Annotated in this window: 17 protein-coding genes; 10 read left to right on the plus strand and 7 right to left on the minus strand. The window is 71.3% G+C overall.

Features of this window, described 5'->3' with window-relative positions; translation table 11 throughout:
* Positions 1-354: 354 nt before the first annotated feature.
* The 9 genes from pedF to ACLBYE_RS22085 all read left to right on the plus strand — a co-directional run bounded on the left by pedF (position 355) and on the right by ACLBYE_RS22085 (position 8,574).
* Positions 355-783 carry a cytochrome c-550 PedF gene (gene pedF, locus ACLBYE_RS22045; protein ID WP_234082757.1) on the plus strand — a complete coding sequence of 143 codons (429 nt, stop codon included), beginning with the start codon at positions 355-357 and terminating at the stop codon, positions 781-783.
* Complete coding sequence (locus tag ACLBYE_RS22050) at positions 773-1,633, plus strand: substrate-binding periplasmic protein (RefSeq protein WP_447695787.1); 861 nt, start codon at positions 773-775, stop codon at positions 1,631-1,633. The genes pedF and ACLBYE_RS22050 overlap by 11 nt, the downstream gene beginning before the upstream one ends.
* Positions 1,634-2,036: 403 nt before the next feature.
* Positions 2,037-3,806: a PQQ-dependent methanol/ethanol family dehydrogenase gene (locus ACLBYE_RS22055; RefSeq protein WP_447695788.1), complete on the plus strand. Its 1,770-nt coding sequence runs from the start codon at positions 2,037-2,039 to the stop codon at positions 3,804-3,806.
* 174 nt (positions 3,807-3,980) lie between these two features.
* Positions 3,981-4,640, plus strand: a complete 660-nt coding sequence (locus ACLBYE_RS22060; protein ID WP_020095062.1) for a response regulator — start codon at positions 3,981-3,983, stop codon at positions 4,638-4,640.
* A 264-nt stretch (positions 4,641-4,904) separates the two neighbouring features.
* Complete coding sequence (locus tag ACLBYE_RS22065) at positions 4,905-5,036, plus strand: hypothetical protein (RefSeq protein WP_447695789.1); 132 nt, start codon at positions 4,905-4,907, stop codon at positions 5,034-5,036.
* Entirely contained in the window at positions 5,033-7,081 is a 2,049-nt protein-coding gene (locus ACLBYE_RS22070) for an FUSC family protein (protein WP_447695790.1), read from the plus strand. Before ACLBYE_RS22065 ends, ACLBYE_RS22070 begins: the two co-directional genes overlap by 4 nt.
* Complete coding sequence (locus ACLBYE_RS22075; RefSeq protein WP_447695791.1) at positions 7,078-7,287, plus strand: DUF1656 domain-containing protein; 210 nt, start codon at positions 7,078-7,080, stop codon at positions 7,285-7,287. The genes ACLBYE_RS22070 and ACLBYE_RS22075 overlap by 4 nt, the downstream gene beginning before the upstream one ends.
* Positions 7,284-8,210: an efflux RND transporter periplasmic adaptor subunit gene (locus ACLBYE_RS22080; protein WP_447695792.1), complete on the plus strand. Its 927-nt coding sequence runs from the start codon at positions 7,284-7,286 to the stop codon at positions 8,208-8,210. Before ACLBYE_RS22075 ends, ACLBYE_RS22080 begins: the two co-directional genes overlap by 4 nt.
* 73 nt (positions 8,211-8,283) lie before the next feature.
* Entirely contained in the window at positions 8,284-8,574 is a 291-nt protein-coding gene (locus tag ACLBYE_RS22085; protein WP_447695793.1) for a hypothetical protein, read from the plus strand.
* Positions 8,575-8,859: 285 nt separating this feature from the next.
* On the opposite strand, the gene ACLBYE_RS22090 is transcribed toward ACLBYE_RS22085, so the two are convergent.
* The 6 genes from ACLBYE_RS22090 to ACLBYE_RS22115 form a co-directional block, all read right to left on the minus strand.
* Positions 8,860-10,332, minus strand: a complete 1,473-nt coding sequence (locus ACLBYE_RS22090) for an NAD-dependent succinate-semialdehyde dehydrogenase (RefSeq protein WP_447695794.1) — start codon at positions 10,330-10,332, stop codon at positions 8,860-8,862.
* Positions 10,325-12,337, minus strand: coding sequence for an acyl CoA:acetate/3-ketoacid CoA transferase (locus ACLBYE_RS22095; protein ID WP_447695795.1), 2,013 nt, complete (start codon positions 12,335-12,337; stop codon positions 10,325-10,327). Before ACLBYE_RS22095 ends, ACLBYE_RS22090 begins: the two co-directional genes overlap by 8 nt.
* Positions 12,338-12,709: 372 nt before the next feature.
* A complete protein-coding gene (phaC, locus tag ACLBYE_RS22100; protein ID WP_447695796.1) occupies positions 12,710-13,852 on the minus strand; it encodes a class III poly(R)-hydroxyalkanoic acid synthase subunit PhaC in 1,143 nt (380 codons plus the stop codon).
* The gene (locus ACLBYE_RS22105; RefSeq protein WP_447695797.1) at positions 13,845-14,675 is read right to left on the minus strand and encodes a poly(R)-hydroxyalkanoic acid synthase subunit PhaE; all 831 of its coding nucleotides are present in this window, start codon (positions 14,673-14,675) and stop codon (positions 13,845-13,847) included. Before ACLBYE_RS22105 ends, phaC begins: the two co-directional genes overlap by 8 nt.
* Positions 14,676-14,828: 153 nt before the next feature.
* Positions 14,829-16,004 carry an iron-containing alcohol dehydrogenase gene (locus ACLBYE_RS22110; protein ID WP_447695798.1) on the minus strand — a complete coding sequence of 392 codons (1,176 nt, stop codon included), beginning with the start codon at positions 16,002-16,004 and terminating at the stop codon, positions 14,829-14,831.
* Positions 16,005-16,047: 43 nt separating this feature from the next.
* The gene (locus ACLBYE_RS22115; protein ID WP_447695799.1) at positions 16,048-17,700 is read right to left on the minus strand and encodes an acetolactate synthase large subunit; all 1,653 of its coding nucleotides are present in this window, start codon (positions 17,698-17,700) and stop codon (positions 16,048-16,050) included.
* A gap of 264 nt (positions 17,701-17,964) precedes the next feature.
* Here ACLBYE_RS22115 and ACLBYE_RS22120 point away from each other — a divergent pair, with 264 nt between their 5' ends.
* Positions 17,965-19,452 carry a DUF2252 domain-containing protein gene (locus ACLBYE_RS22120; protein ID WP_447695800.1) on the plus strand — a complete coding sequence of 496 codons (1,488 nt, stop codon included), beginning with the start codon at positions 17,965-17,967 and terminating at the stop codon, positions 19,450-19,452.
* Positions 19,453-19,626: 174 nt separating this feature from the next.
* Here ACLBYE_RS22120 and ACLBYE_RS22125 read toward each other — a convergent pair whose 3' ends face one another.
* Positions 19,627-20,565 carry a LysR family transcriptional regulator gene (locus ACLBYE_RS22125; protein WP_447695801.1) on the minus strand — a complete coding sequence of 313 codons (939 nt, stop codon included), beginning with the start codon at positions 20,563-20,565 and terminating at the stop codon, positions 19,627-19,629.
* Positions 20,566-21,057: the final 492 nt, after the last annotated feature.

Below are 21,057 nucleotides of genomic sequence, written 5' to 3' on the forward strand. Positions count from 1 at the left end.
GGCGCGGGCGCGGCCCGCCCCTGCGCGACCGGCGCCAGGACCGCCACGACCGCCACGGCCGCCAGCACGACGGCGCGCCGCGGGCCGGCCCATGGCCCGCCGCGCATCCCGGGCCGCCGCGCACCGGAGGACACCATCCCAGCCCGTCTCCTCCAGCCCCGCGGCGCTCGTCTTTGGCCGGGAGTCTAGGAGCGGAATTGTGCCCTCCGATATTAGACCAAGGTGCACAAACCGGGATTGGTGCAGCGCAACACAAGTCGTGGACGGCGCTATTCTGGCCGATCCGTACCAAAGCATAATGGGTCCGCCGCCCGGTACTTGCTAACCGTCGTGCAACGACGACGGGAGGGGCGGATGCGCACGATGAAGACGGCGGCGGGCGGCGTGCTCGCGGCGCTGGGACTGGCGCTGGCGGCCGGCGGCGCCCTCGGGCACGGCGACGTCCAGCCCCAGCCGGTCAACACCGACGGCCTCAAGCCGCTGGGCGCCGAGTGGGTCGCCGAGAACCCCTACAAGGACGACAAGCACGCCATCGCGATCGGCGCCTCGGGCTTCAACCAGAACTGCGCCCGCTGCCACGGCCTGGAGATGATCTCCGGCGGCCTCGCCCCGGACCTGCGCTACCTGCCGCAGGGCAAGGAGGGCGACGAGTACTTCGTCGAGCGCATGAAGCACGGCGCCGTCATCAACGGCGTGACCAAGATGCCGGCCTTCGAGGGTGTGATCTCGCAGGAGGGCCTGTGGGCGATCCGGAGCTACATCGAGTCGAAGCATGAGGAGTAGCGCGCGGCTCCTCCTCGCCTGCGGCCTGCTCGCGGCCCTCCGGTTCCTGCCGGAGGCGGCCGCGCGCCCCCTGGACCAGGTCGTGGCCGACGGCACCCTGCGGGTGGCGGTCTACGGCGACAACGCGCCGTTCTCCGCGGAGGAGACCGGCAAGCCCCGCGGGATCGACGTCGATCTCGCCCGCGCGATCGCCGACAGGCTCAAGGTGAAGCTCGACCTGCGCGTGGTCGACGCCGGCGAGAACGTCGACGGCGACCTGCGCCTGAACCTGTGGCGCGGCGACCTCGCCGGCACGCCGCTCGCCGACCTGATGCTGCACGTGCCGACCGACCGCCAGCTCGCCCTGCGCAACGAGCAGGTGTTCCTCACCGCGCCGTACTTCGAGCAGGAGATCGCCTTCGCGTACCGCAAGGGCGCGCTGGACGGCTTCGACCGCCTCGACGACATCGGCGACCGGAGCGTCGCGCTGGAGGGCACGGGCGCCGCCGACCTGATGCTGCTGACCGCCCAGGGCGGCCGCTTCCGCCAGAACCTGAAGCATTACAGGAGCTTCGAGGAGGCCGCGAAGGCCTACCTCGCCGGCGATGCGCCGATCCTGGCCGGAAGCCGCGCGGCGATCGAGGCGGCCCTGTCCGCCGCGAAGGCCCCGAAGGACGACAACCCGATCGCCATAGTCCCGTCGACGGGCCTGGTGAAGACCCGCTGGGAGATCGGCGGCGCGGTGAGGACCGATTCCCGCGACCTCGCCTACGCGGTCGGGGACGCGATCACGGCACTGAACGCGGAGGGTCGGCTCCGGGCGATCTGCGAGAGCTACGGCGTCACCTACGCGCCGCCGAAGGGGTATTGAGGAACGCCTGGTCACCAGTCATCGCAATTCTGGCTTATCGGCAGCCTGATCTGCTCAAGAAGCCGTCTTTGCGAGCGCAGCGAAGCAATCCAGGTGGCGCCACGTCTCGCGATGTCGCGCTACCCTGGGTCGCTTCGCTGCGTTCGCGATGACGGCAAGTCCTATTCTTTAACCTATCAGGTCAGCTATTTCTCATAGCCGCGCTGACGTTCGGCTTTGATCTTGAAAACCCACCGATTTCGCCATAATTCAGTGTCGGCTCATTGGACCAATGGCCAATAAGACTTTCCTGAGAAGCCCGATAGCTTCGTTCTCCAAGGGGGCGCCCCGCGACTCGTGCGGCCCGCGTCGAAACCCGGATGCCCCGGCCACACGGACCGGGGCCGACCACGGAGGACACGTCATGAGAATGCGGACCCGGTTCCTCGCCGCGGTGGGCGTCGCCGCCCTCGTGGCGGGCGGCGCCCTGCCGGCCATGGCCCAGGGGGTCACCGAGCAGGACATCATCAACGACGCCAAGACGCCCGGCGACGTCGTCACCTACGGCCTCGGCCCGCAGGCCCAGCGCTTCAGCCCGCTGAAGACGCTCAACCGCGACAACATCAAGGGCCTCGTCCCGGCGTGGTCGTTCTCGTTCGGCGGCGAGAAGCAGCGCGGCCAGGAGAGCCAGGCGCTGGTCAAGGACGGCATCATCTACGTCACGGGCTCGTACTCGCGCATGTACGCGATCGACTCCCGCAGCGGCGAGAAGAAGTGGGAGTACGACGCCCGCCTGCCCGAGGGCATCCTGCCCTGCTGCGACGTCGTGAACCGCGGCGCCGCGCTCTACAAGGACAACGTCTACTTCGGCACGCTCGACGCCAAGCTCGTGGCGCTCAACACCAAGACCGGCAAGGTCGTCTGGCGGAAGGAGATCGACGACTTCAAGGCCGGCTACAGCTACACGGCCGCCCCGATCATCGTGAAGGGCAAGATCATCACCGGCGTGTCGGGCGGCGAGTTCGGCGTGATCGGGCGCATCGAGGCCCGCGACGCCGAGACCGGCGAGGTCGTGTGGAAGCGCCCCGTGATCGAGGGCCACATGGGCGAGCTCAACGGCAAGCCCTCGACCATGACCGGCAAGGTCAACGAGAGCTGGCCCGGCGACATGTGGAAGTTCGGCGGCGGCGCCACGTGGCTCGGCGGCACCTACGATCCCGAGACCAACCTGATCTACTTCGGCACCGGCAACCCCGGCCCGTGGAACTCCTGGCTGCGGCCGGGCGACAACAAGTGGACCTCCTCGCGGCTCGCCCTCAACCCCGACAACGGCGAGATCGTCTGGGGCTTCCAGACCACCCCGCACGACGGCTGGGACTTCGACGGCGTCAACGAGTTCGTGCCGTTCGACCTGAACAAGGGCGGCAAGACCATCAAGGCCGGCGCCACCGCCGACCGCAACGGCTTCTTCTACGTCCTCGACCGGACCAACGGGAAGTTCATCTCGGCGACGCCGTTCGTCGAGAAGATCAACTGGGCCAAGGGCATCGATGAGAACGGCCGCCCGATCTACAACGAGGAGAACCGGCCCGGCGACCCCAGCAAGGCGACCGGCGACGACAAGAAGGGCAAGTCGGTCTTCGCAGTGCCGAGCTTCCTCGGCGGCAAGAACTGGATGCCGATCGGCTACAGCCCCGACACCAAGCTGTTCTACGTGCCCTCCAACGAGTGGGGCATGGATATCTGGAACGAGCCGGTGAACTACAAGAAGGGCGCCGCCTATCTCGGCGCCGGCTTCACCATCAAGCCGGTCTTCGACGACCATATCGGCTCGCTCAAGGCGATCGACCCGACCTCCGGAAAGGTCGTGTGGGAGTACAAGAACAAGGCCCCGCTCTGGGCCGGCGTGCTCACCACCGCGGGCAACCTCGTCTTCACCGGCACGCCGGAGGGCTTCCTGAAGGCCTTCGACGCCAAGACCGGCGAGGAGGTCTGGAAGTTCCAGGTCGGCACCGGCGTGGTCTCCTCGCCGATCACCTGGGAGCAGGACGGCGAGCAGTGGGTCGGCGTCGCGGCCGGCTGGGGCGGCGCGGTGCCGCTGTGGGGCGGCGAGGTCGCCAAGTCGACGGCCGGCATCAACCAGGGCGGCAGCTTCTGGGCGTTCAAGCTGCCCAAGACGGTCGCGTCGCGCTGAGGGCCCGCAACCGAAAGCGTGCCGGCCCCCGCGGGCCGGCACGCCCAGGTCCCGGGGCCGGGCTGTCGTCTCAACACCCGCTTGCGCCCCGGGGCCGCATCGATCACCTTCGGACCTCCCGCCCGCGTATTCGGCGGATCCTGTGAGGATCTCGAGCGAAGGACCGAGGTCTCCGTGCATCTCCTGATCGTCGACGACCACCCGCTGTTCCGCGACGCCCTGGCGGCCACGATCCGCCTCGCGCACCCGGACGCGGTCCTGCACGAGGCCGACGGGATCGAGGCGGCCTGCGCGGTGCTGGCCGCGAACCGAGGCATCGACCTGACGCTCCTCGACCTGTCCATGCGCGGCGTGACCGGCTTCGACGGGCTGATCACCATCCGGGCGAGCTTCCCGCGCATCCCGATCCTGATCGTCTCCGGCCACGAGGATCCGCGCATCGTCCGCGAGGCCCTTCAGCACGGGGCGGCGGGCTTCGTCCCCAAGGCCATGGACAAGGCGACGCTCACCCGGGCGATCACCGAGGTGATGAGCGGGGCGCTGTTCCTGCCGCCGGGGCTCGCCGAGGCCGGCGCGCCCGCGCCCCGGTCCAAGAAGGCGCCGCTGGCCGAGCGCCTCGCCCGGCTGACGCCGCAGCAATTGCGGGTCCTGATGATGATTCGGCAGGGCAAGCTCAACAAGCAGATCGCCCACGAGCTCCAGGTCGGCGACTCGACCGTGAAGGCGCACGTCTCGGAGATCCTGCGCAAGCTCGAGGTCATCAGCCGCACGCAGATCGTGATCGACACGGCGTCCCTCGACTTCGACCAGATCCACAACAGCCACTCGGCCTGACGACGCGATCGCGGGATCCGGCCTGCGGCTCGGGGACGCCGCGCCGGCGGCGCGCATCCTGGACCCGCCCCACGCCCCGTATAGCGAACGGATCATATGCGCTCGTCGCAGAACAAACCCAAGTTTTAGGCCGACTCATTCATCTGACGCAGCCCTGACCCCCTCGCGGCATCCCTCAATCGAGATCGATATGAGGCTATCTATCGGCGTGCGAGCCGATTGATCCGGTGACCTCGCCGGCTCCTCGCGACGGTGGATCAGGTTGTGACCGGCATCGATGGTCCGACGACGCGCGCGCGACATCAGCGGATCGACACCCACGCCCTCCTGACCACCGGCCACCACCGGCGCCGCTCCGCCGTCGTGGCCGCGCGCGAGCCGGAGCCGGTGCCGTGACCCTCCCCGGATGGCGCGACTGGGCCTTCGCGCTGAAGACCTACGCGGCGGCGATGCTCGCCCTGTACCTCGCGCTCTGGATCGACCTGCCGCGGCCCTACTGGGCCCTCGGCACCGTCTACATCACCAGCCAGATCCTCTCCGGCGCGACGCGCGCGAAGGCCGCCTACCGGATCTGCGGCACCGTGCTCGGCGCGGCGGTCAGCGTCGTGCTGGTGCCGAACCTCGTGAACGCGCCGATCCTCCTGAGCCTCGCGGTGGCGCTCTGGGTCGCGCTCTGCCTCTACGTCTCCCTCCTCGACCGGACCCCCGCGAGCTACCTGCCGATGCTCGCCGGCTACACGGCGGCGCTGATCGGTTTCCCCGCCGTCGACGATCCCGGGGCGATCTTCGACACGGCGGTGGCGCGGGCCGAGGAGATCTCCCTCGGCATCGTCTGCGCCAGCCTCGCCGCCACGCTGATCCTGCCGCGATCGGCGGCGCCGGTCATCGCCGGACGGCTGAACGACTGGTCGGCGGAGGCCCGGGCCTGGATCCGGAGCGCCCTCGCGGCCGCCCGCGCGCCGGAGGCCGCCGGGCCGAGCCAGGGCCGGCGCCTGCGCCTCGCCTCGGACGCGATCGGCCTCGACGCCCTCGGCCTCGCCCTGCGCAACGAGGCGACGGGCGCGGAGCGCGCCGCCGAGGCCTTCGCGCCCCTCCGTCAGCACATGCTGATGGTCCTGCCGATCGTCGCCGCCGTAGCGGACCGCGTCGCCGCCCTCGAGCAGGCCGGCGCGGTGCCGGCGCGGGTCCGGGCCTTCCTGTCGGACCTCACCGCCTGGCTCGCCGACGAGGTCGACGATCCGGATCGCGCCGCGCGGCTGCGCGACCGGATCGACGGGTTCGAGCCCGCCCTCGGCCGGGCGCCGGACTGGAACACGCTCCTGCTCGCGAGCCTCGCGGCGCGCCTGCGCGACGTCATCGTCCTGCGCCAGGATCTGCGGGCATTGCGCGGCCACCTCGCGGCCGGCACGGCCCCCCGCGCGCCGCTCGCCTTCGCCTACACGGCCCGGGTCCGGTCGATCCGCCACCGGGACCACGGTCTGGCGGCCTTCTCGGCCTTCGGGGTGTTCGCGGGCCTGCTCGCCTGCTGCGCCATCTGGATCGCCACCGGCTGGCCGGACGGCTCCGCGGCGCCGATGATGGGCGCGGTCGCCTGCTGCCTGTTCGCCGCGCAGGACGATCCCGCGCCGCAGATCCTGAGCTTCGCCAACTCGGCGATCGTCGGCGCCCTCGGCGCGGGCCTCTACCTGTTCGCCGTGCTGCCGCTCGCCACCTCCTTCGAGATGCTGGCGCTCGCGCTCGCGCCGGCCCTGATCCTGTGCGGCCTGATGATGACGCAGCCGCGCACCGCCCCGATGGGCATGGGCGCGGCGCTGAACGGCGCGACCCTGCTGGCCCTCCAGAACGGCTACAGCGGGGACTTCGCGCCCTTCGCCAACGGGGTGATCGCCTCGGTGGTGGGCATGTGGGTCGCCGCCGCGGTGACCCGGGTGATCCGCTCGGTCGGCGCCGGCTGGAGCGCGCGGCGGTTGATCGGGATCAACCGGCGCAGCCTCGCGGCCGCCGCGGACGGGCGCGGCACCGGCCACGGGCTCGAACTCGCGGCCCTCATGCTCGACCGCGTCGGCCTGATCGCGCCCCGGCTGGCGAGCCTGCCCGCGGACACGTCCGCCTCCGTGGGCGACCTGCTGGCCGATGTCCGGGTGGGCATCAACCTCGTGGAGGTCCGCCGGGTGCGCCGGCGGTTGACGGGCCCGGCCCGCAGCACCGTCGACCGGGTCCTCGCGCTGGCGTCGCGCCAGCTGCGCGGCGGGACCGGAGGGCCGGACGCGGCGCTGCTCGCGGCACTGGACGAGGCGCTCGACGCCGTCGCGGGCGCGGCCCAGTCGCCGGAGCGGCGCGCCGCCCTGATCGGCCTCACCGGCCTGCGCCGCGGGCTCTTCCCCGACGCGCCGGCCTACCGGGCGGCGCCCGCCCTGGACCACCGGGAGATGGCGGCATGATGGGCGAGATCGACCTCTGCGGCGTGTTCGTGCCGGGCCTCGCCCTCTGGATGGCGCTGGCCTTCGCCCTCGGCCTTCAGCTGCGCCGCCTGCTCGCGGCGACCGGCCTCTACCGCCTCGTCTGGCACCGGCCGCTCTTCGACCTCGCCCTCTACGTCGTCCTGCTCGGCGGCGTCGCGACCCTCGCCCATCGGACCCTGCAATGACCGCCCTGTTCTCCGTCCTCGGCCGCCTCCTGGTCACCCTCGGCATGGTCGCCGCGGCGCTGATCGTCGGCCTCGGCCTGTGGGACTACTACATGGACGCCCCCTGGACCCGGGACGGGCGCGTGCGCGCCGACGTGGTGGCGGTCGCGCCCGATGTGTCCGGCCTCGTCACCGAGGTGCTGGTGGAGGACAATCAGGTCGTGCGGAAGGGCGACGTCCTGTTCCGGATCGATCCGGACCGCTTCCGCCTCGGGCTGCGGCAGGCGGAGGCGATGGTCCAGGGTCGGAAGGCCACCGCCGAGCAGAATGCGGCCGACTACGCCCGCTACAGCAAGCTCAGCGACGCGGCGGTGTCGCAGCAGAAGGTCGAGGCCGCCAAGGCCGCCGACCTGTCCGCCCAGGCCGCGTACGAGCAGGCGGTGGCGGATCGCGACCTCGCCAAGCTCAACCTGGAGCGCTCGGCGGTCCGAGCCTCGGTCAACGGCCGGATCACCAACATGGAGCTGCGGCCGGGCGCCTACGTCACCACCGGCCGCGGAGTCATGGCGCTGATCGACAGCGACACCGTCCGGGTCGAGGGCTACTTCGAGGAGACCAAGCTGCCGCGGATTCGCGTCGGCGCGCCCGTGACCGTCGAGCTCATGGGCGAGGCCGGCGCGCTCCGCGGCCACGTCGCCAGCATCGCCGGCGGCATCGGCGAGACCGGCCGCAGCGACGCTACCAACCTGCTCGCGAACGTGAACCCGACCTTCTCGTGGGTGCGCCTCGCCCAGCGCATCCCGGTGCGGATCAGCCTCGACGGCGGCACCGCGGACCCGCGGCTGGTGAGCGGCCGGACCGCGACGGTCTCGATCGCGCCGGCGGCCGGCGGGGAGGCCCTGCGCTGGCCCTGGACGGCGTGGCGCGAGGCGCGCGCCCGCTGAAGGCGCGACCGAACCATCCGGGCGCGCCCGGGTTGGCCTGACACCACAGCGCAACGACCTGTCAGGAGGCCCCATGTCGAAGACGATCCTCGCCCTCGCCACGTCATTCGTACTCGCCACGTCCGGGGCGGCGCTGGCCCAGGCGCCGCAGACCGGCGGCGCCAACCAGGGCAACGTCAACAAGTCCGGCGCGGTCGGCGGCACCGGGACGGGGGCCGGCTCCATGGAGAGCACCGGGTCCACCGGCGCCGGCATGGCGCCCGGCACCAGCGGCGGCCCGCGGGTCAGCACGCCCGGCGCCCCCGCCGGCAGCAGCTCGGGCAACGGTGCCACCGGCAGCGGCGCGGCGCCGAGCGGCCGGTAGTCGGCCTCGGTTGCGTAGAGACGCGTCGTACTCCTTACCCCCCTCGGGAGAGTAAGCCGCGCCGCGTCTCGACCGGCCCATGCGGCGGCTCGAGGGAGCGCGGGTTCCCTCTCCCGCGCGGGAGAGGGACAGGGTGAGGGATCAGGTGTGCCCGGAAACGGCGCGACCGGGAGCGCGACGCCGGCGCGCTCCATCCTGAGGCTTCGCATCCCTCACCCCAACCCTCTCCCGAACGGGAGAGGGGGCATCGCGCGCTCCCTCAAAGGCGTTCCGCTGGTTGAGCCCCTACGCGCCGAGGCCGCCCACGCACAGGTACTTGGTGTTCAGGTAATCCTCGATGCCCTGGTACGAGCCCTCGCGGCCGAGGCCGGATTCCTTCACGCCGCCGAAGGGCGCCACCTCGGTGGTGATGATCCCCTCGTTGATCCCGACCATGCCGTATTCCAGCGCCTCCGCGACTCGGAAGGTCCGGCCGAGGTCGCGGGTGTAGAAGTAGCAGGCGAGCCCGTACTCGGTGTCGTTGGCCATGCGGATCGCCTCCGCCTCGTCGCGGAAGCGGAACAGCGGCGCCAGCGGCCCGAAGGTCTCCTCCCGGGCCACCGCCATGGCGGGGGTGGCGCCGGTGATCACCGTCGGCTCGAAGAACTGGCCGCCGAGCGCGTGGCGGTGGCCGCCCGCCACCACCCGGCCGCCCTTCTCGACGGCGTCGCGGATATGGGCCTCGGTCTTCTCCACGGCCGCCATGTCGATCAGCGGCCCCTGGGCGACGCCGTCCTCGGTGCCGTTGCCGACCTTCAGGCGGTTGGCCGCCTCGGCCATCTTCTCCGCGAAGGCGTCGTAGATCCCGTCCTGCACCAGGAAGCGGTTGGTGCAGATGCAGGTCTGGCCGGAATTGCGGTACTTGGCGAGCATCGCGCCGGCCACCGCCTTGTCGAGGTCGGCGTCGTCGAACACGATGAACGGCGCGTTGCCGCCGAGCTCCATCGAGACCTTCTTCACCGTGTGGGCGGCCTGCTCCAGCAGCACCTTGCCGACCTCGGTGGAGCCGGTGAACGTGATCTTCTTGACCAGCGGGTTGCCGGTCATCTCGGCGCCGATCGCCCGGGCCGAGCCGGTGAGGATCGAGACCGTGCCGGCCGGGAAGCCGGCGCGCTCGCACAGCACGCCCCAGGCGAGGCCCGAGAGCGGGGTCTGCGAGGCGGGCTTGATCACGATCGGGCAGCCGGCGGCCAGAGCCGGGGCGATCTTGCGGGCGATCATCGAGGACGGGAAGTTCCACGGCGTGATCGCCGCCACGACGCCGACCGGCTCCTTGGTGACGAGGATCTTGCGGTCGCCCCAGGGGGAGGGGACCACGTCGCCGTAGACGCGGCGCGCCTCTTCCGCGAACCACAGCACGTAGGCGGCCGACATGGCGACCTCGCCGCGGGCCTCCGTCAGCGACTTGCCCTGCTCGGCGGTGAGGATCTGCGCCAGATCCTCCTGATGCTCGGTCACCAGCGCCGCGAGCTTGCGCAGCAGCACGGCGCGCTCGTTGGCGGTCTTGGCGCGCCAGGCCGGGTAGGCCTCGTGAGCCGCCTTGATCGCCCGGCGGGTCTCGTCGGCGCCGGCATTCGGCACCCGGGCGATCAGCGCGCCGGTCGCCGGGTTGGTGACGTCGATGCTGCCGGAACCGGCCTTCGACCATTCGCCGCCGATCAGGCAGGCATCGACCAGCAGGGCGCGGTCCTTCAGGGAGGGGGTCTCGAACTCAGGCATCCAACGGTTCCTTCGGCGGCCGCGGCATGTCGGGCTGGGACATGCCGGGCCGCGGCTTGAGAGGCACGCTCTGGGCCGTATTCCTCGCCTGCGCCTCGGCTTTTGTCTCGAAGACATGGGGAGCCAGGTCGCGGCTCGCCAACGAGGCGCCGAGTTTCAATCGCATGAACGCGCTCGTGGTATACCGGGACGCGGTCTCGTAATAGCGGTTTTCGAGATAGGCGATCGCCGAGAAGTAGGCGTCGCTCACCGTCGGGTCGATCTCGAACCCGTCGTAATTGGCGATCAGGTGGACCTTGCGGCCGATCTCCTGGCAGGCGCGCTCGTACTCGCGACGCACCAGCTCGACGTCGTCGATGGTCCGGACCTGGAAGCCCTCGAGGTTCGAGAACAGGATGTTGCGCTCCGGGTCGTAGCTGATCCGCTCCGACAGCGAGAGGCCCAGCAGCCAGGGCTCCAGCGCCATCACGGACTCGCGGAACAGGCGCGGATCCATCGGCCGCGGATCCTGCACGATCGGGGTGAAGCCCATCTGGCCGAGGATGTCGCGCGCGATGTCGATGCCCGGCGCGACCTCGACCAGCTCCATGCCGGCCCGGGTCCGCCGGAACACGCAGCGCTCGGTCACGTAGAGCACCGGCTGGCCGCGCTCGGCCGCGTAGGCCCCCGAGAAGGTCACTTGCTCGACCGCGGCGATGAATTTCCGCGAGCGGCCCTCGCTGAGGATCCGGATGCCGCCGTCCTCCACCGCCACCTTGAGGCCGTCGGCCGTGAAGGTGCCGGCGAAGACGAGGCTCTTGGCGTTCTGCGAGATGTTGATGAACCCGCCCGCGCCCGCGAGCTTCTTGCCGAACCGGCTGACGTTGACGTTGCCCTCGGCGTCGCACTGGGCGAGGCCCAGGCAGGCGAGATCGAGGCCGCCGCCGTCGTAGAAGTCGAACTGCTGGTTCTGGTGCAGCACCGCGGCCGGGTTCAGGGCGGCGCCGAAATCCAGCCCGCCCTGCGGCAGGCCGCCGATCACGCCCGGCTCGGCGGTGAGCGTCAGGTACTTGAGCACCCGCTCCTCGGCGGCGACCGCCGCCACGCCCTCGGGCATGCCGATGCCGAGATTGACCACGCCGCCGGGCGGCAGCTCGAAGGCGCAGCGCCGGGCGATGACCTTGCGGGTGTCGAGCGCCATCGGGGCGACGCGGTCCAGCGGCACGCGCTGGCGGCCCGTGAAGGCATGGTTGTAGGGCGTGCCGTAGGTCTGGCGGTGGTTCTCGGGCGTGCTGAGCACCACGCAATCGACCAGCACGCCGGGCACCTGCACCTCGCGCGGGTTGAGGGAGCCGGCCTCGGCGAGCCGCTCGACCTGGGCGATCACGAAGCCGCCCGAGTTCTTCGCCGCCATGGCGGCGGCGAGGTTGTCGAGGGTGAGCGCCTCGCGCTCCATCGTGATGTTGCCGGCCGGGTCGGCCGTGGTGCCGCGGATCAGCGCGACGTTGACCGGGAAGGCCTTGTAATGGAGCCAGGACTCGCCGCCGAGCTCGACCACGCTGACGAGATCCTCGTGCGTCACGGCGTTGAGCTTGCCGCCCTCCAGGCGCGGGTCGACGAAGGTGCGCAGGCCGACCTTGGTGATGTGGCCCGGCGTGTGGGCGGCGATCTCGCGGTAGAGGTGCGAGACCACGCCGAGCGGCAGGTTGTAGGCCTCGATCTCGCCCGCCACCGCCATGGCGCCGAGCTTCGGCACGAGCGCCCAGTGGCCGCCGACGACGCGGCGGACGAGGCCCGGGATCGCGAGCTTGTTGAGGCCGCGCTCCTTGCCGTCGCCGGGGGCGGCGGCGAACATCAGGCCGATCCCGTGCGGGCCGTTGCCGGCCTCGAAGCGGCGGGCGAGCGCCAGGATCAGCTCGTCGGGCGTGCCGATCCCGACGAAGCCCGAGACCGCCACCATGTCGCCGTCCTGCAGGATGGCGGCGGCCTCGTCGGCGCTGACGATCTTGTTCTTCAGGCTGCCCATGGGGTGGTCCTCGGCGCCTGGGGTGTGGCCGGAGGGGCTGCGCGCATCGCGCGCCTCCCACGGCGAGGGGCTTTGCTACCCGCCGGGTGAGATCGTTCGCTGGCGTTGCTGACAGATCGCGACATGCCCCCTCTCCCGAGCGGGAGAGGGTTGGGGTGAGGGACGAGAAGGTTCAGGATCGAGCGCGCCATCGACGTGCCGACAGGGCGAGGCCAGTCCTGACAGACCTGATCCCTCACCCTGTCCCTCTCCCGCACGGGAGAGGGGACCCGCGCTTCATCCTGCCGCCACAGCGCCCCGCACGATGTGTGTGTCCAGCAGCTTCCCCCGCAGAGGGGGGAGGGGAGGGGCGTTGCGCTTTGTGAGGATTGATCAGCGAGCATCATACCCCCGCTGGCCCAGCCACTCGGCGATGCCGGAGCCCAGCAACTTCTGCGCCTTGCCGCCGACGAACACGCCGACATGGCCACCGGGCAGGCCCATCTCGGTGTAGTCGCTCGTCCCGATCCGGTCCTTCAGCGCCTGCGAGGTCGCCGGCGGGATGATGTGGTCGTCCTGGGCGAAGACGTTCAGCACCGGGCAGGTGATGGCCTTCAGGTCCACCCGCCGGCCGCCGAGCTCGAAGGCGCTCTCGACCAGCTTGTTGTCCTGGTAGAGGTCCTTCAGCCACTGCTTGGCGGCCTCGCCCGGATGGTCTGGACGGTCGGCGATCCACTTCTCCATGCGGAGGAAGTTCAGGAACTTCTTCTTGTCGTCGAGGGCGTCGAGCAGGTCGAGGTTGTACTTCGTCATGGTGCGCATCGGCGTCATCATCGAGAACACCGAGCCCATGAAGGCGCCGGGCAGGGAGCCCTGCGCCTCGATCAGCCGGTCCACGTCCTCGGGCGTGAGCGACCGGGTCCAGACGTTGATGAAGCCGTGGCCGGCCCGGTTCTCACGGGTGTCGGCGTGGAAATCGATCGGCGTGATCGTCAGCACCATCGCGTTGACGGTCTCGGGGTAGAGCGCCGCGTAGCAGGTGGTGAAGACGCCGCCCTCGCAGATGCCGAGCAGGCTGATCCTCTCCCGCCCGGCCGCCTCTTGGATGAAGGCGACGCACTCGGCGAGGTAGCCGTCCACGTAATCGTCGATGGTGACGTAGCGGTCGGCCCGGCCCGGATTGCCCCAGTCGACCACGTAGAGGTCGAGGCCGAGATTCAGGAGGTTGCGGACCAGCGAGCGGTCCTCCTGCAGGTCGGCCATCGTGTAGCGGCCGATCAGGCCGTAGACGATCAGGACCGGCGGCAGGCCCTTGCTCTCGGCCAGCGGCCGGTAGCGGTAGAGGCTGACCTTGTCCTGGCTCCAGACCAGGTCCTTCGGCGTGGTGGCGATCTCGACATCGGCGTCGCTGACATCGGCGAACAGCTTGGCGCCCTCGCTGATCCGGCGGCCGAGGGTGCCGACCTCGGCCAGCAACGCGGCCGGGGTGAGATTCAGCGGGGCCGCCGGCCCCTTCGGCTTCTCCTGATCAGCCATGGGCTTCCTCCCCGACCCGTGAACCGCCGGCTCTCGCGGTCTTGCCGGCCTGCCGGCGCTCGCGGCGGAGCGCCCGGAATTCCCGGCGCAGCTCGGTCAGGCTCTTGTGGACGTCGTCGAGCTCGGCCCGGGTCGGCTGGCCGTAGAACTCGGACAGGAAGGCCGCGACGTCCTGCTGGGCGAGCCGGAGGTCCGTGGAGGCCCGCAGGACCGCCCGCTGCGAGGCCAGGAACGCGTCGGAGCGCTGGACCTCCAGGAGGACCGCGTTGGCGGTCTCGATCCACCGGCTCATCATGTCCCGGGCGGAGGCGAAACTCTCGCCGCGCTCGGCGCGGGCATTGGCCTCCTGGGCGAAGGTCCCGGCCGCCCGCGTCCAGGCCTGCAGCATCACGGCCTGATGCTCGCTCTGCGCCCGCCGCAGGCTCGCCCAGGCGGTGAACAGCGCCGCGTAGCGCCGCTCGGTCTGCCACAGGTCGGCGAGCTGCGGCCCCTCGGCCATGCGGGTGAGGGCGGCGTCGAACTCGGCCGAGCCGCCGAGCCAGGCCTGCGGGTCGAAGATCCGGGCCAGCACCGCCCCGGCGGTCGGGTCCGGCGCGCCGGGGCCGCCCTGGAGCGAGCGCGTCAGCGTCTGCGAGAGGGCGCTGGCGGCGGTCCAGGCCTCGGTCAGCTTGGCCTGCGCCGCGGCGAGATCCGCGAGGTCGCCGCCCGGGAAGGTCGGCCAGCCGAACCCGGGCGCGGCCTGCCCGGCGCCCGGGGTGAGGAAGCCCGCGCCGGCCCGCGTCCAGAACTCGCTCATCGCCCGGAACGCGTCGAACTGGTCCATGTGGCGTCTCTCCTCACAGCCTCAGGGCTGAAGCCTTCGAACCCGCCGTCTTTGCGAGCGGAGCGAAGCAATCCAGCAGCGCCACGCTCGGCGAGGGCGCGCCGCCCTGGGTCGCTTCGCTGCGCTCGCGATGACGGAGCCGGCGACCCGCCCTCACGCGGCCGGTCGCGCTTCCCCGAGGGCTTCCGCGTAGATCGCGAAGGCGTCGTCGTAGGTCACCTCGCGCGGGTTGTTCACGAGGAGCCGCGTCTGCTTCATCGCGTCGGTGGCCATGCGCTCCAGGTCCTGCCGGGCGACGCCGACCTCGGCGAGCGAGGCCGGCACCTTGCAGTCGCGGCAGATCGCGTCGAGGCTCTCCACGAAGCGCTTGGCGGCCTCGGGCCGCGGCAGGTCCGCGGCCGCGGGGTCGAGGATCGGCGCGAGCTCGGCGTAGAGCGCCTCCGCGTGCGAGAGGTTGAAGCGCATCACCCCCATCAGCACCAGGGCGTTCGAGAGCCCGTGCGGTACGTGGAAGATCGCACCCACCGGGTAGGCCAGGGCGTGGACCGCCGCCACCGGCGCGTTGGCGAAGGCCATGCCGGCCAGCATCGAGCCGAGCAGCATGCCGGAGCGCGCCTCGAGGTTCTTCCCGTCCGTGCAGGCGGTCCGGATGTTGGCCGAGAGCAGCGCGAGCGCCTGCTTGGCGAGCTGGTCGGAGATCGGGTTCTTCTTGTTCTTGCTGGTGAACGCCTCGATGGCGTGGACCATGGCGTCGATGCCGGTCGCCGCGGTGACGTGCGACGGCAGGCCCAGCGTCAGCTCCGGGTCGAGCACCGCCCAGTCGGGCAGGAGCTTCGGCGCGACGACGCCCTTCTTCTCGGTGGTCGGCGTCGTGACGATCGAGATCGGCGTCACCTCCGACCCGGTGCCGGCCGTGGTCGGCACGAGGATCAGCGGCAGCCGGTCGCCCTTGGCGAGGCCGACGCCGTAGATCGAATCGAGCGGCTCGTCGGACTTGGCGAGGTAGGCCACGAGCTTGGCGGTATCGAGGGCCGAGCCGCCGCCGATCGACAGGACGAGGTCGGTCCCGAGCTCCCGGGCGCGCTTGGCCGCCGCCTCGATCACCGTCGAGGGCGGGTCGGCGACCACGTCCTCGTAGACGTCGAGGGTGACGCCCGCGGCGGCCAGGGCCGCCTCGGCGGCCTGGGTGAGGCCGGCGCTGCGCACGCCCTTGTCGGTGACGAGGAGGACGCGCTTGGCCCCGAAGCTGCCGACGATCTCGGGCAGCTTCTTCGCGGCGCCGGCCTCGAACAGCACGTTCGGCGTGGTCTGGAAGGTGAACGGGTTCATCGCGCTGCCCTGTCTTGCGTGCCGACCATCTGCGAAACCGGCCTCACTCGGCCGGCTCGAAATCCTTCACCTTGGCGCGCAGCTCGTCGACCAGCACGCGGGTGTTCTCCGAGTAGTCGATCGGCACCGCCACGAGGTGGACGCCGCCCGCCGCGAAGGCCCGGTCCAGCGTCGGCACGAGGTCATTGACCGACTCGACCCGGTGGCCGGTCGCCCCGTACGACTTCGCGTAGAGGACGAAGTCCGGGTTGCTGAAGGTCATCCCGTAATCGGCGAACTTGTCGACCGCCTGCTTCCAGCGGATCATCCCGTAGGCCGAGTCGTCGAGCACCAGCACCACGAGGTTGAGCTTCAGCCGGACGGCGGTCTCCATCTCCTGGCTGTTCATCATGAACCCGCCGTCGCCGCACACCGCCATGACGCGCCGCTTCGGGTAGAGCATCGCCGCCATCATGGCCGAGGGCAGGCCCGCGCCCATCGTGGCCAGCGCGTTGTCGAGGAGCAGCGTGTTGGCGACGTAGGTGCGGTAGTTCCGGGCGAACCAGATCTTGTACATCCCGTTGTCGAGGCACACGATCCCGTCCTCCGGGATCACCCGGCGCACGTCGCGCACGAGGCGCTGCGGCGTCACCGGGAAGCGGTCCTCGCCGGCCCGGTCGGCGATGTGGCCGAGGATGTGCTCGCGCAGAGGCAGCAGCGCGCCCGCGTTCGGGAGCTTGCCGTCGAGCTTGTCGGCCAGGAGCTTCAGCGTCGGGCCGAGGTCGCCGACCACCTCGGCATCCGGGTAGTAGACCTGCTCGACGTTGGCCGGCATGTAGCTGATGTGGACGACCTTCTGGTCGGCCTGGCCCATGAAGAACGGCGGCTTCTCGATCGTGTCGTGGCCGATGGCGATGATCAGGTCGGCCTTGTCGATCGCCTCGTGTACGTAGTCGCGCTCGGAGAGGGCCGCGGTGCCCATGTAGAGGTCGGTCCCGCCCGCCACCGTGCCCTTGCCCATCTGGGTGGTGAAGAACGGGATGCCGGTGCGCTGGACGAAGCCGCCGAGCTCGCCGGTGGCGCGCGGGCGGCTCGCGGCGGCGCCCAGCATGATCAGCGGGCGCTTGGCCTTCAGGATCATGTCCGCGGCGCGCGCGATGGCGGTCGGGTGGGCGACCGGGATGTCGATCGGGTGCGAGGGCACCAGATCCGCCTCGGCCTCCTCGGAGGCGATGTCCTCGGGCAGCTCCAGCAGCACCGGGCCGGGCCGCTCCTCGGTGGCGACCCGGAAGGCGTCGCGCACGATGGTGGGGATCGAGGAGGCCGAGACGATCTGCCGGGCCATCTTGGTGATCGGCTTCATCGACGAGATCACGTCGACGATCTGGAACTTGGCCTGGCGCGAGGACAGGATGCCCTTCTGGCCGGTGATGATGATCATCGGCATGGCGCCGAGATGGGCGTAGGCCGCGCCGGTGGAGAAGTTCAGGGCGCCCGGGCCGAGCGTCGAGAGGCAGACGCCGGGGCGGCCGGTGAGTCGGCCGTGGGTGGCGGCCATGAAGCTCGCCGCCTGCTCGTGGCGGGTCAGGACCAGCTCGATCTTGGAGTTGCGCAGAGATTCGACGACGTCGAGGTTCTCCTCCCCGGGAATCCCGAAGATGCGGTCGACGCCCTCGTTCTCGAGGGCCGCGACGAGGAGATCTGAACCTTTGGGCATGCGACGTCTCGCTGATGTAACGGTGTTCCCCGGCCGTCCGGGTCGATTCCGGCACTGTGATCGCGAGGCCGTGAACGACACGAGACGGAGGAACACCCCCCGAATACTCGGTTCGTTAGAGGGCCCCCCTGTAGGGTGGTCAAGGGCCGTCCGGGCCCGTGACGTCACAGAGCCGGCCGGATGCTAACGTGCGGTCCGCCGCCCCGGCTCCGGGCCGGTCGAGCGCACCGACGGGGCCGACCCGGCTGCCGCGATGGGACAGCGATGGATCGCATCGAGAGCGACAAGACCGTGCCGCCTGGGGACCGGGAGGCGGATGCCCCGGCCGTGGACTCGGTGCTGGCACCGGTCGCCGATTTCCCGCGGATCGACCTCCGCGCGGGCGTCGAGGCCTGGGACAAGCGGCGCAAGGCCGGCAAGCGGCTGCGCGCCGAGGTGCCCCACGCGGGCCAGGCCGCGCTGGCTGCCGATCCCGACCGGCCCGACCCGGTCGCCCTGATCGAGGCCGCCCACGCGGGCCGCCAGCCGCACCTGATCCCGCTGCGGGTCGCCCGGATGGCGAGCTCGCCCTTCGCGTTCCTGCGCGGGGCCGCGCACGTCATGGCCTGGGACCTGTCGCGCGGGCCGCGCAGCGGCATCGACGTCGTGATGAACGGCGACGCGCACACCGACAATTTCGGCCTGTTCGGCACGCCGCAGCGCGACATCGTCCTCGACCTCAACGATTTCGACGAGGTCACGATCGGCCCGTGGGAGTGGGACCTCAAGCGCCTCGCGGCCGGGCTGGCGGTCGCCACCGACGACGCGGGCCTGCCGGCGGGCGAGCGGCGGGCGGCCGTGATGGAGGCGGTCTCCGGCTACCAGCACACGATGCGGCGCCTCGCGCCGCAGGGCTCCCTCGACGTCTGGTACCAGACCACCCGCGCCGACGGCCCGCACATCGCCGGGCTGCACATGGACGCGGAGGCCCGGGCCGTGGTCCGCCGGGCGGTCGACAAGGCGCGGCGGCGCAACAACCGCAGCCTCCTGGCTCAGGTGGCCGAGCGGCGCACCGACGGCACCTGGCAATTGCAGACCGACGCGCCGATCCTGACGCCCGTGGACGCGGCGACCCGCGAGGGCGTCGTCACCGGCCTGGAGCGCTACGCCGAGACCCTGCCGCGGGAGCGGCGCTTCATGCTCGACCGCTACCACGTGGTCGACGTGGCCCACCGCGTCGTCGGCGTCGGCAGCGTCGGGACCCGGGCCTACCTCGCCCTGCTGTTCGGCAATTCCGACGCCGACGCGCTCTTCCTGCAGGTCAAGGAGGCGGTCCGACCGGCGCACGCGCCGTACCTGCCGGGCGTGCCGGCGCCGTTCTCCGGGCACGAGGGCGAGCGGGTGATCTACGGCCAGCGCCTGCTCCAGGCGGTGGGCGACCCGCTGCTCGGCTGGACCAGCATCGCGGGCCGGCCGTTCTACGTGCGCCAGATGAAGAACCTGAAGGGCGCGATCCCGCTGGCGCGGATGTCCGGCGCGCCGCTCCTGACCTTCTCGTACGCCTACGGGACGCTGCTGGCGCGCGCCCACGCGCGGACCGGCGACGCGGCGGCGATCGCCGGCTATTGCGGCAGCGGCAAGCACCACGACCTGAGCGGGGCAATCGCCGACTGGGCCGCTTCCTACGCGGAGCGCAATGCGGCCGACTTCGCCCTGTTCCGCGCGGCGATCGCGAGCGGCCGCCTGGAGGCCGCAGCGGATCCGTTCCTGTGACGGTGCAGTCTGCTCGCGGCCGGTCGATGCCGTCGGCACGTCCGTCCTCGCGAGCGGAGCGAAGCGATCCAGATCGCGCGACGCCGGCCAGCCTCGCGCTGTCCTGGGTCACTTCGCTCCGCTCGTGAGGACGGCACGGGATGCGTCGACCGTCGCGTTCAAGCGGAAACCGTATCAGATGATGCCCGGCGCCGGCGGCTCGTGGGCCAGCCGGACCAGGAGGTCCCGCAGCCAGCGGTGGGCCGGGTCGTGGTCGTAGGAGGCGTGCCACAGCATCGACACGGGCACGTCGTCGAGGGGCACCGGCACGGGGCTGACGCTCAGCGCCAGGGCGCTGGCGAAGGAGGTGGCGAGCCGGGCGTGCATCGTGGCGATCACCGGCGCCGCGCGGACCATGAACGGGACCACGAGGAAGCGCGGGGTCGTCACCGCCAGGGTGCGCGAGCGCCCGATCAGCGCGAGGGCGTCGTCGACGACCCCGTGGGCGGTCTCGCGCAGGGACGTCAGCACGTGGGGGAAGCGCAGGTAATCTTCGAGCCCGATCGGCGGCTCCAGGCCGATCAGGGCGGCGTTGAACAGCACCACGTAGCTGTCCCGGTAGAGGAGGCGCTGCTTGTGGTGGAGCTGCCCCTCCGAGAACAGGCCGATGGCGAGGTCGACCCGGTCGGCGTCGAGCTCGTCGAGGATCCGAGTCCGGTCGACCGAGCGCAGCAGCAGCCGGATGCCGGGGGCGTCCCGGCGGAGCTGCGCGATCAGCCGCGGCCCGAGCAGCGCCTCGACGCTGTCGGGCAGGCTCACCGTGAAGGTGCGCGCGACCGTGGCCGGGTCGAACCGCTCCTCCCGGTGCACCAGCGCCTGCACCTGCCGGAGGGTGGCGCGGAGCGGCTCGGCGATCTTCAGGGCGCGGGGCGTCGGTCGCATCCCGTCCGGCGCCCGGGTCAGGAGCTCGTCGTCGAACAGGCGGCGCAGGCGGGCGAGGCTCGAGCTCATCGCCGACTGGCCGATCCCGACCCGCGCGGCGGCCCGCGTGACGCTGCGCTCGTCGAGCAGCGCGTCGAGGGCGACCAGCAGGTTCAGGTCGATCCGGCTGAGATCGATATGGTCGATGGCCACGGGCGTCGCGTTCGGGTGAGGGTCGGAGTGCCGACATAGCAGATGCGAGGCCTTGCTCGTCATCCCGAAGTGGCGCCGCGGCGCGCGGGAACGCCGGCAGGGCTGGGCCTACGTGACAGCGCCGGCGACTGATGAGTCTTCGGCACCGACGTCCTTGCGAGCGGAGCGAAGCAATCCAGTCGGCGCGACGACCTCGGACGTCCCGCCGCCCTGGGTCGCTTCGCTGCGCTCGCGATGACGGAGAAGCGCGCGTCGAGAGCGGCGCGCGCTCGAACTGCCTTGACAATGTTCCTATTTTGTGCTTCCTGACCGCACCTGTCCGCGGTGGCCCGGGAGCGATCCCGGGGCGTCCTTCGGGGGCCCGCCCGGTGGCTGACCGTGCGGGTCCGGGGACGGGGCGGCGCCCGCGTCGGTGGCTCTCAGCCGCCATCGCCCCGGGCGGCGGACCGGTGCGGGGCGTGCCTCGGACGCGGGCGTGAGACCGGGCGGCAC

This window comes from Methylobacterium sp. A52T, from assembly GCF_053346095.1.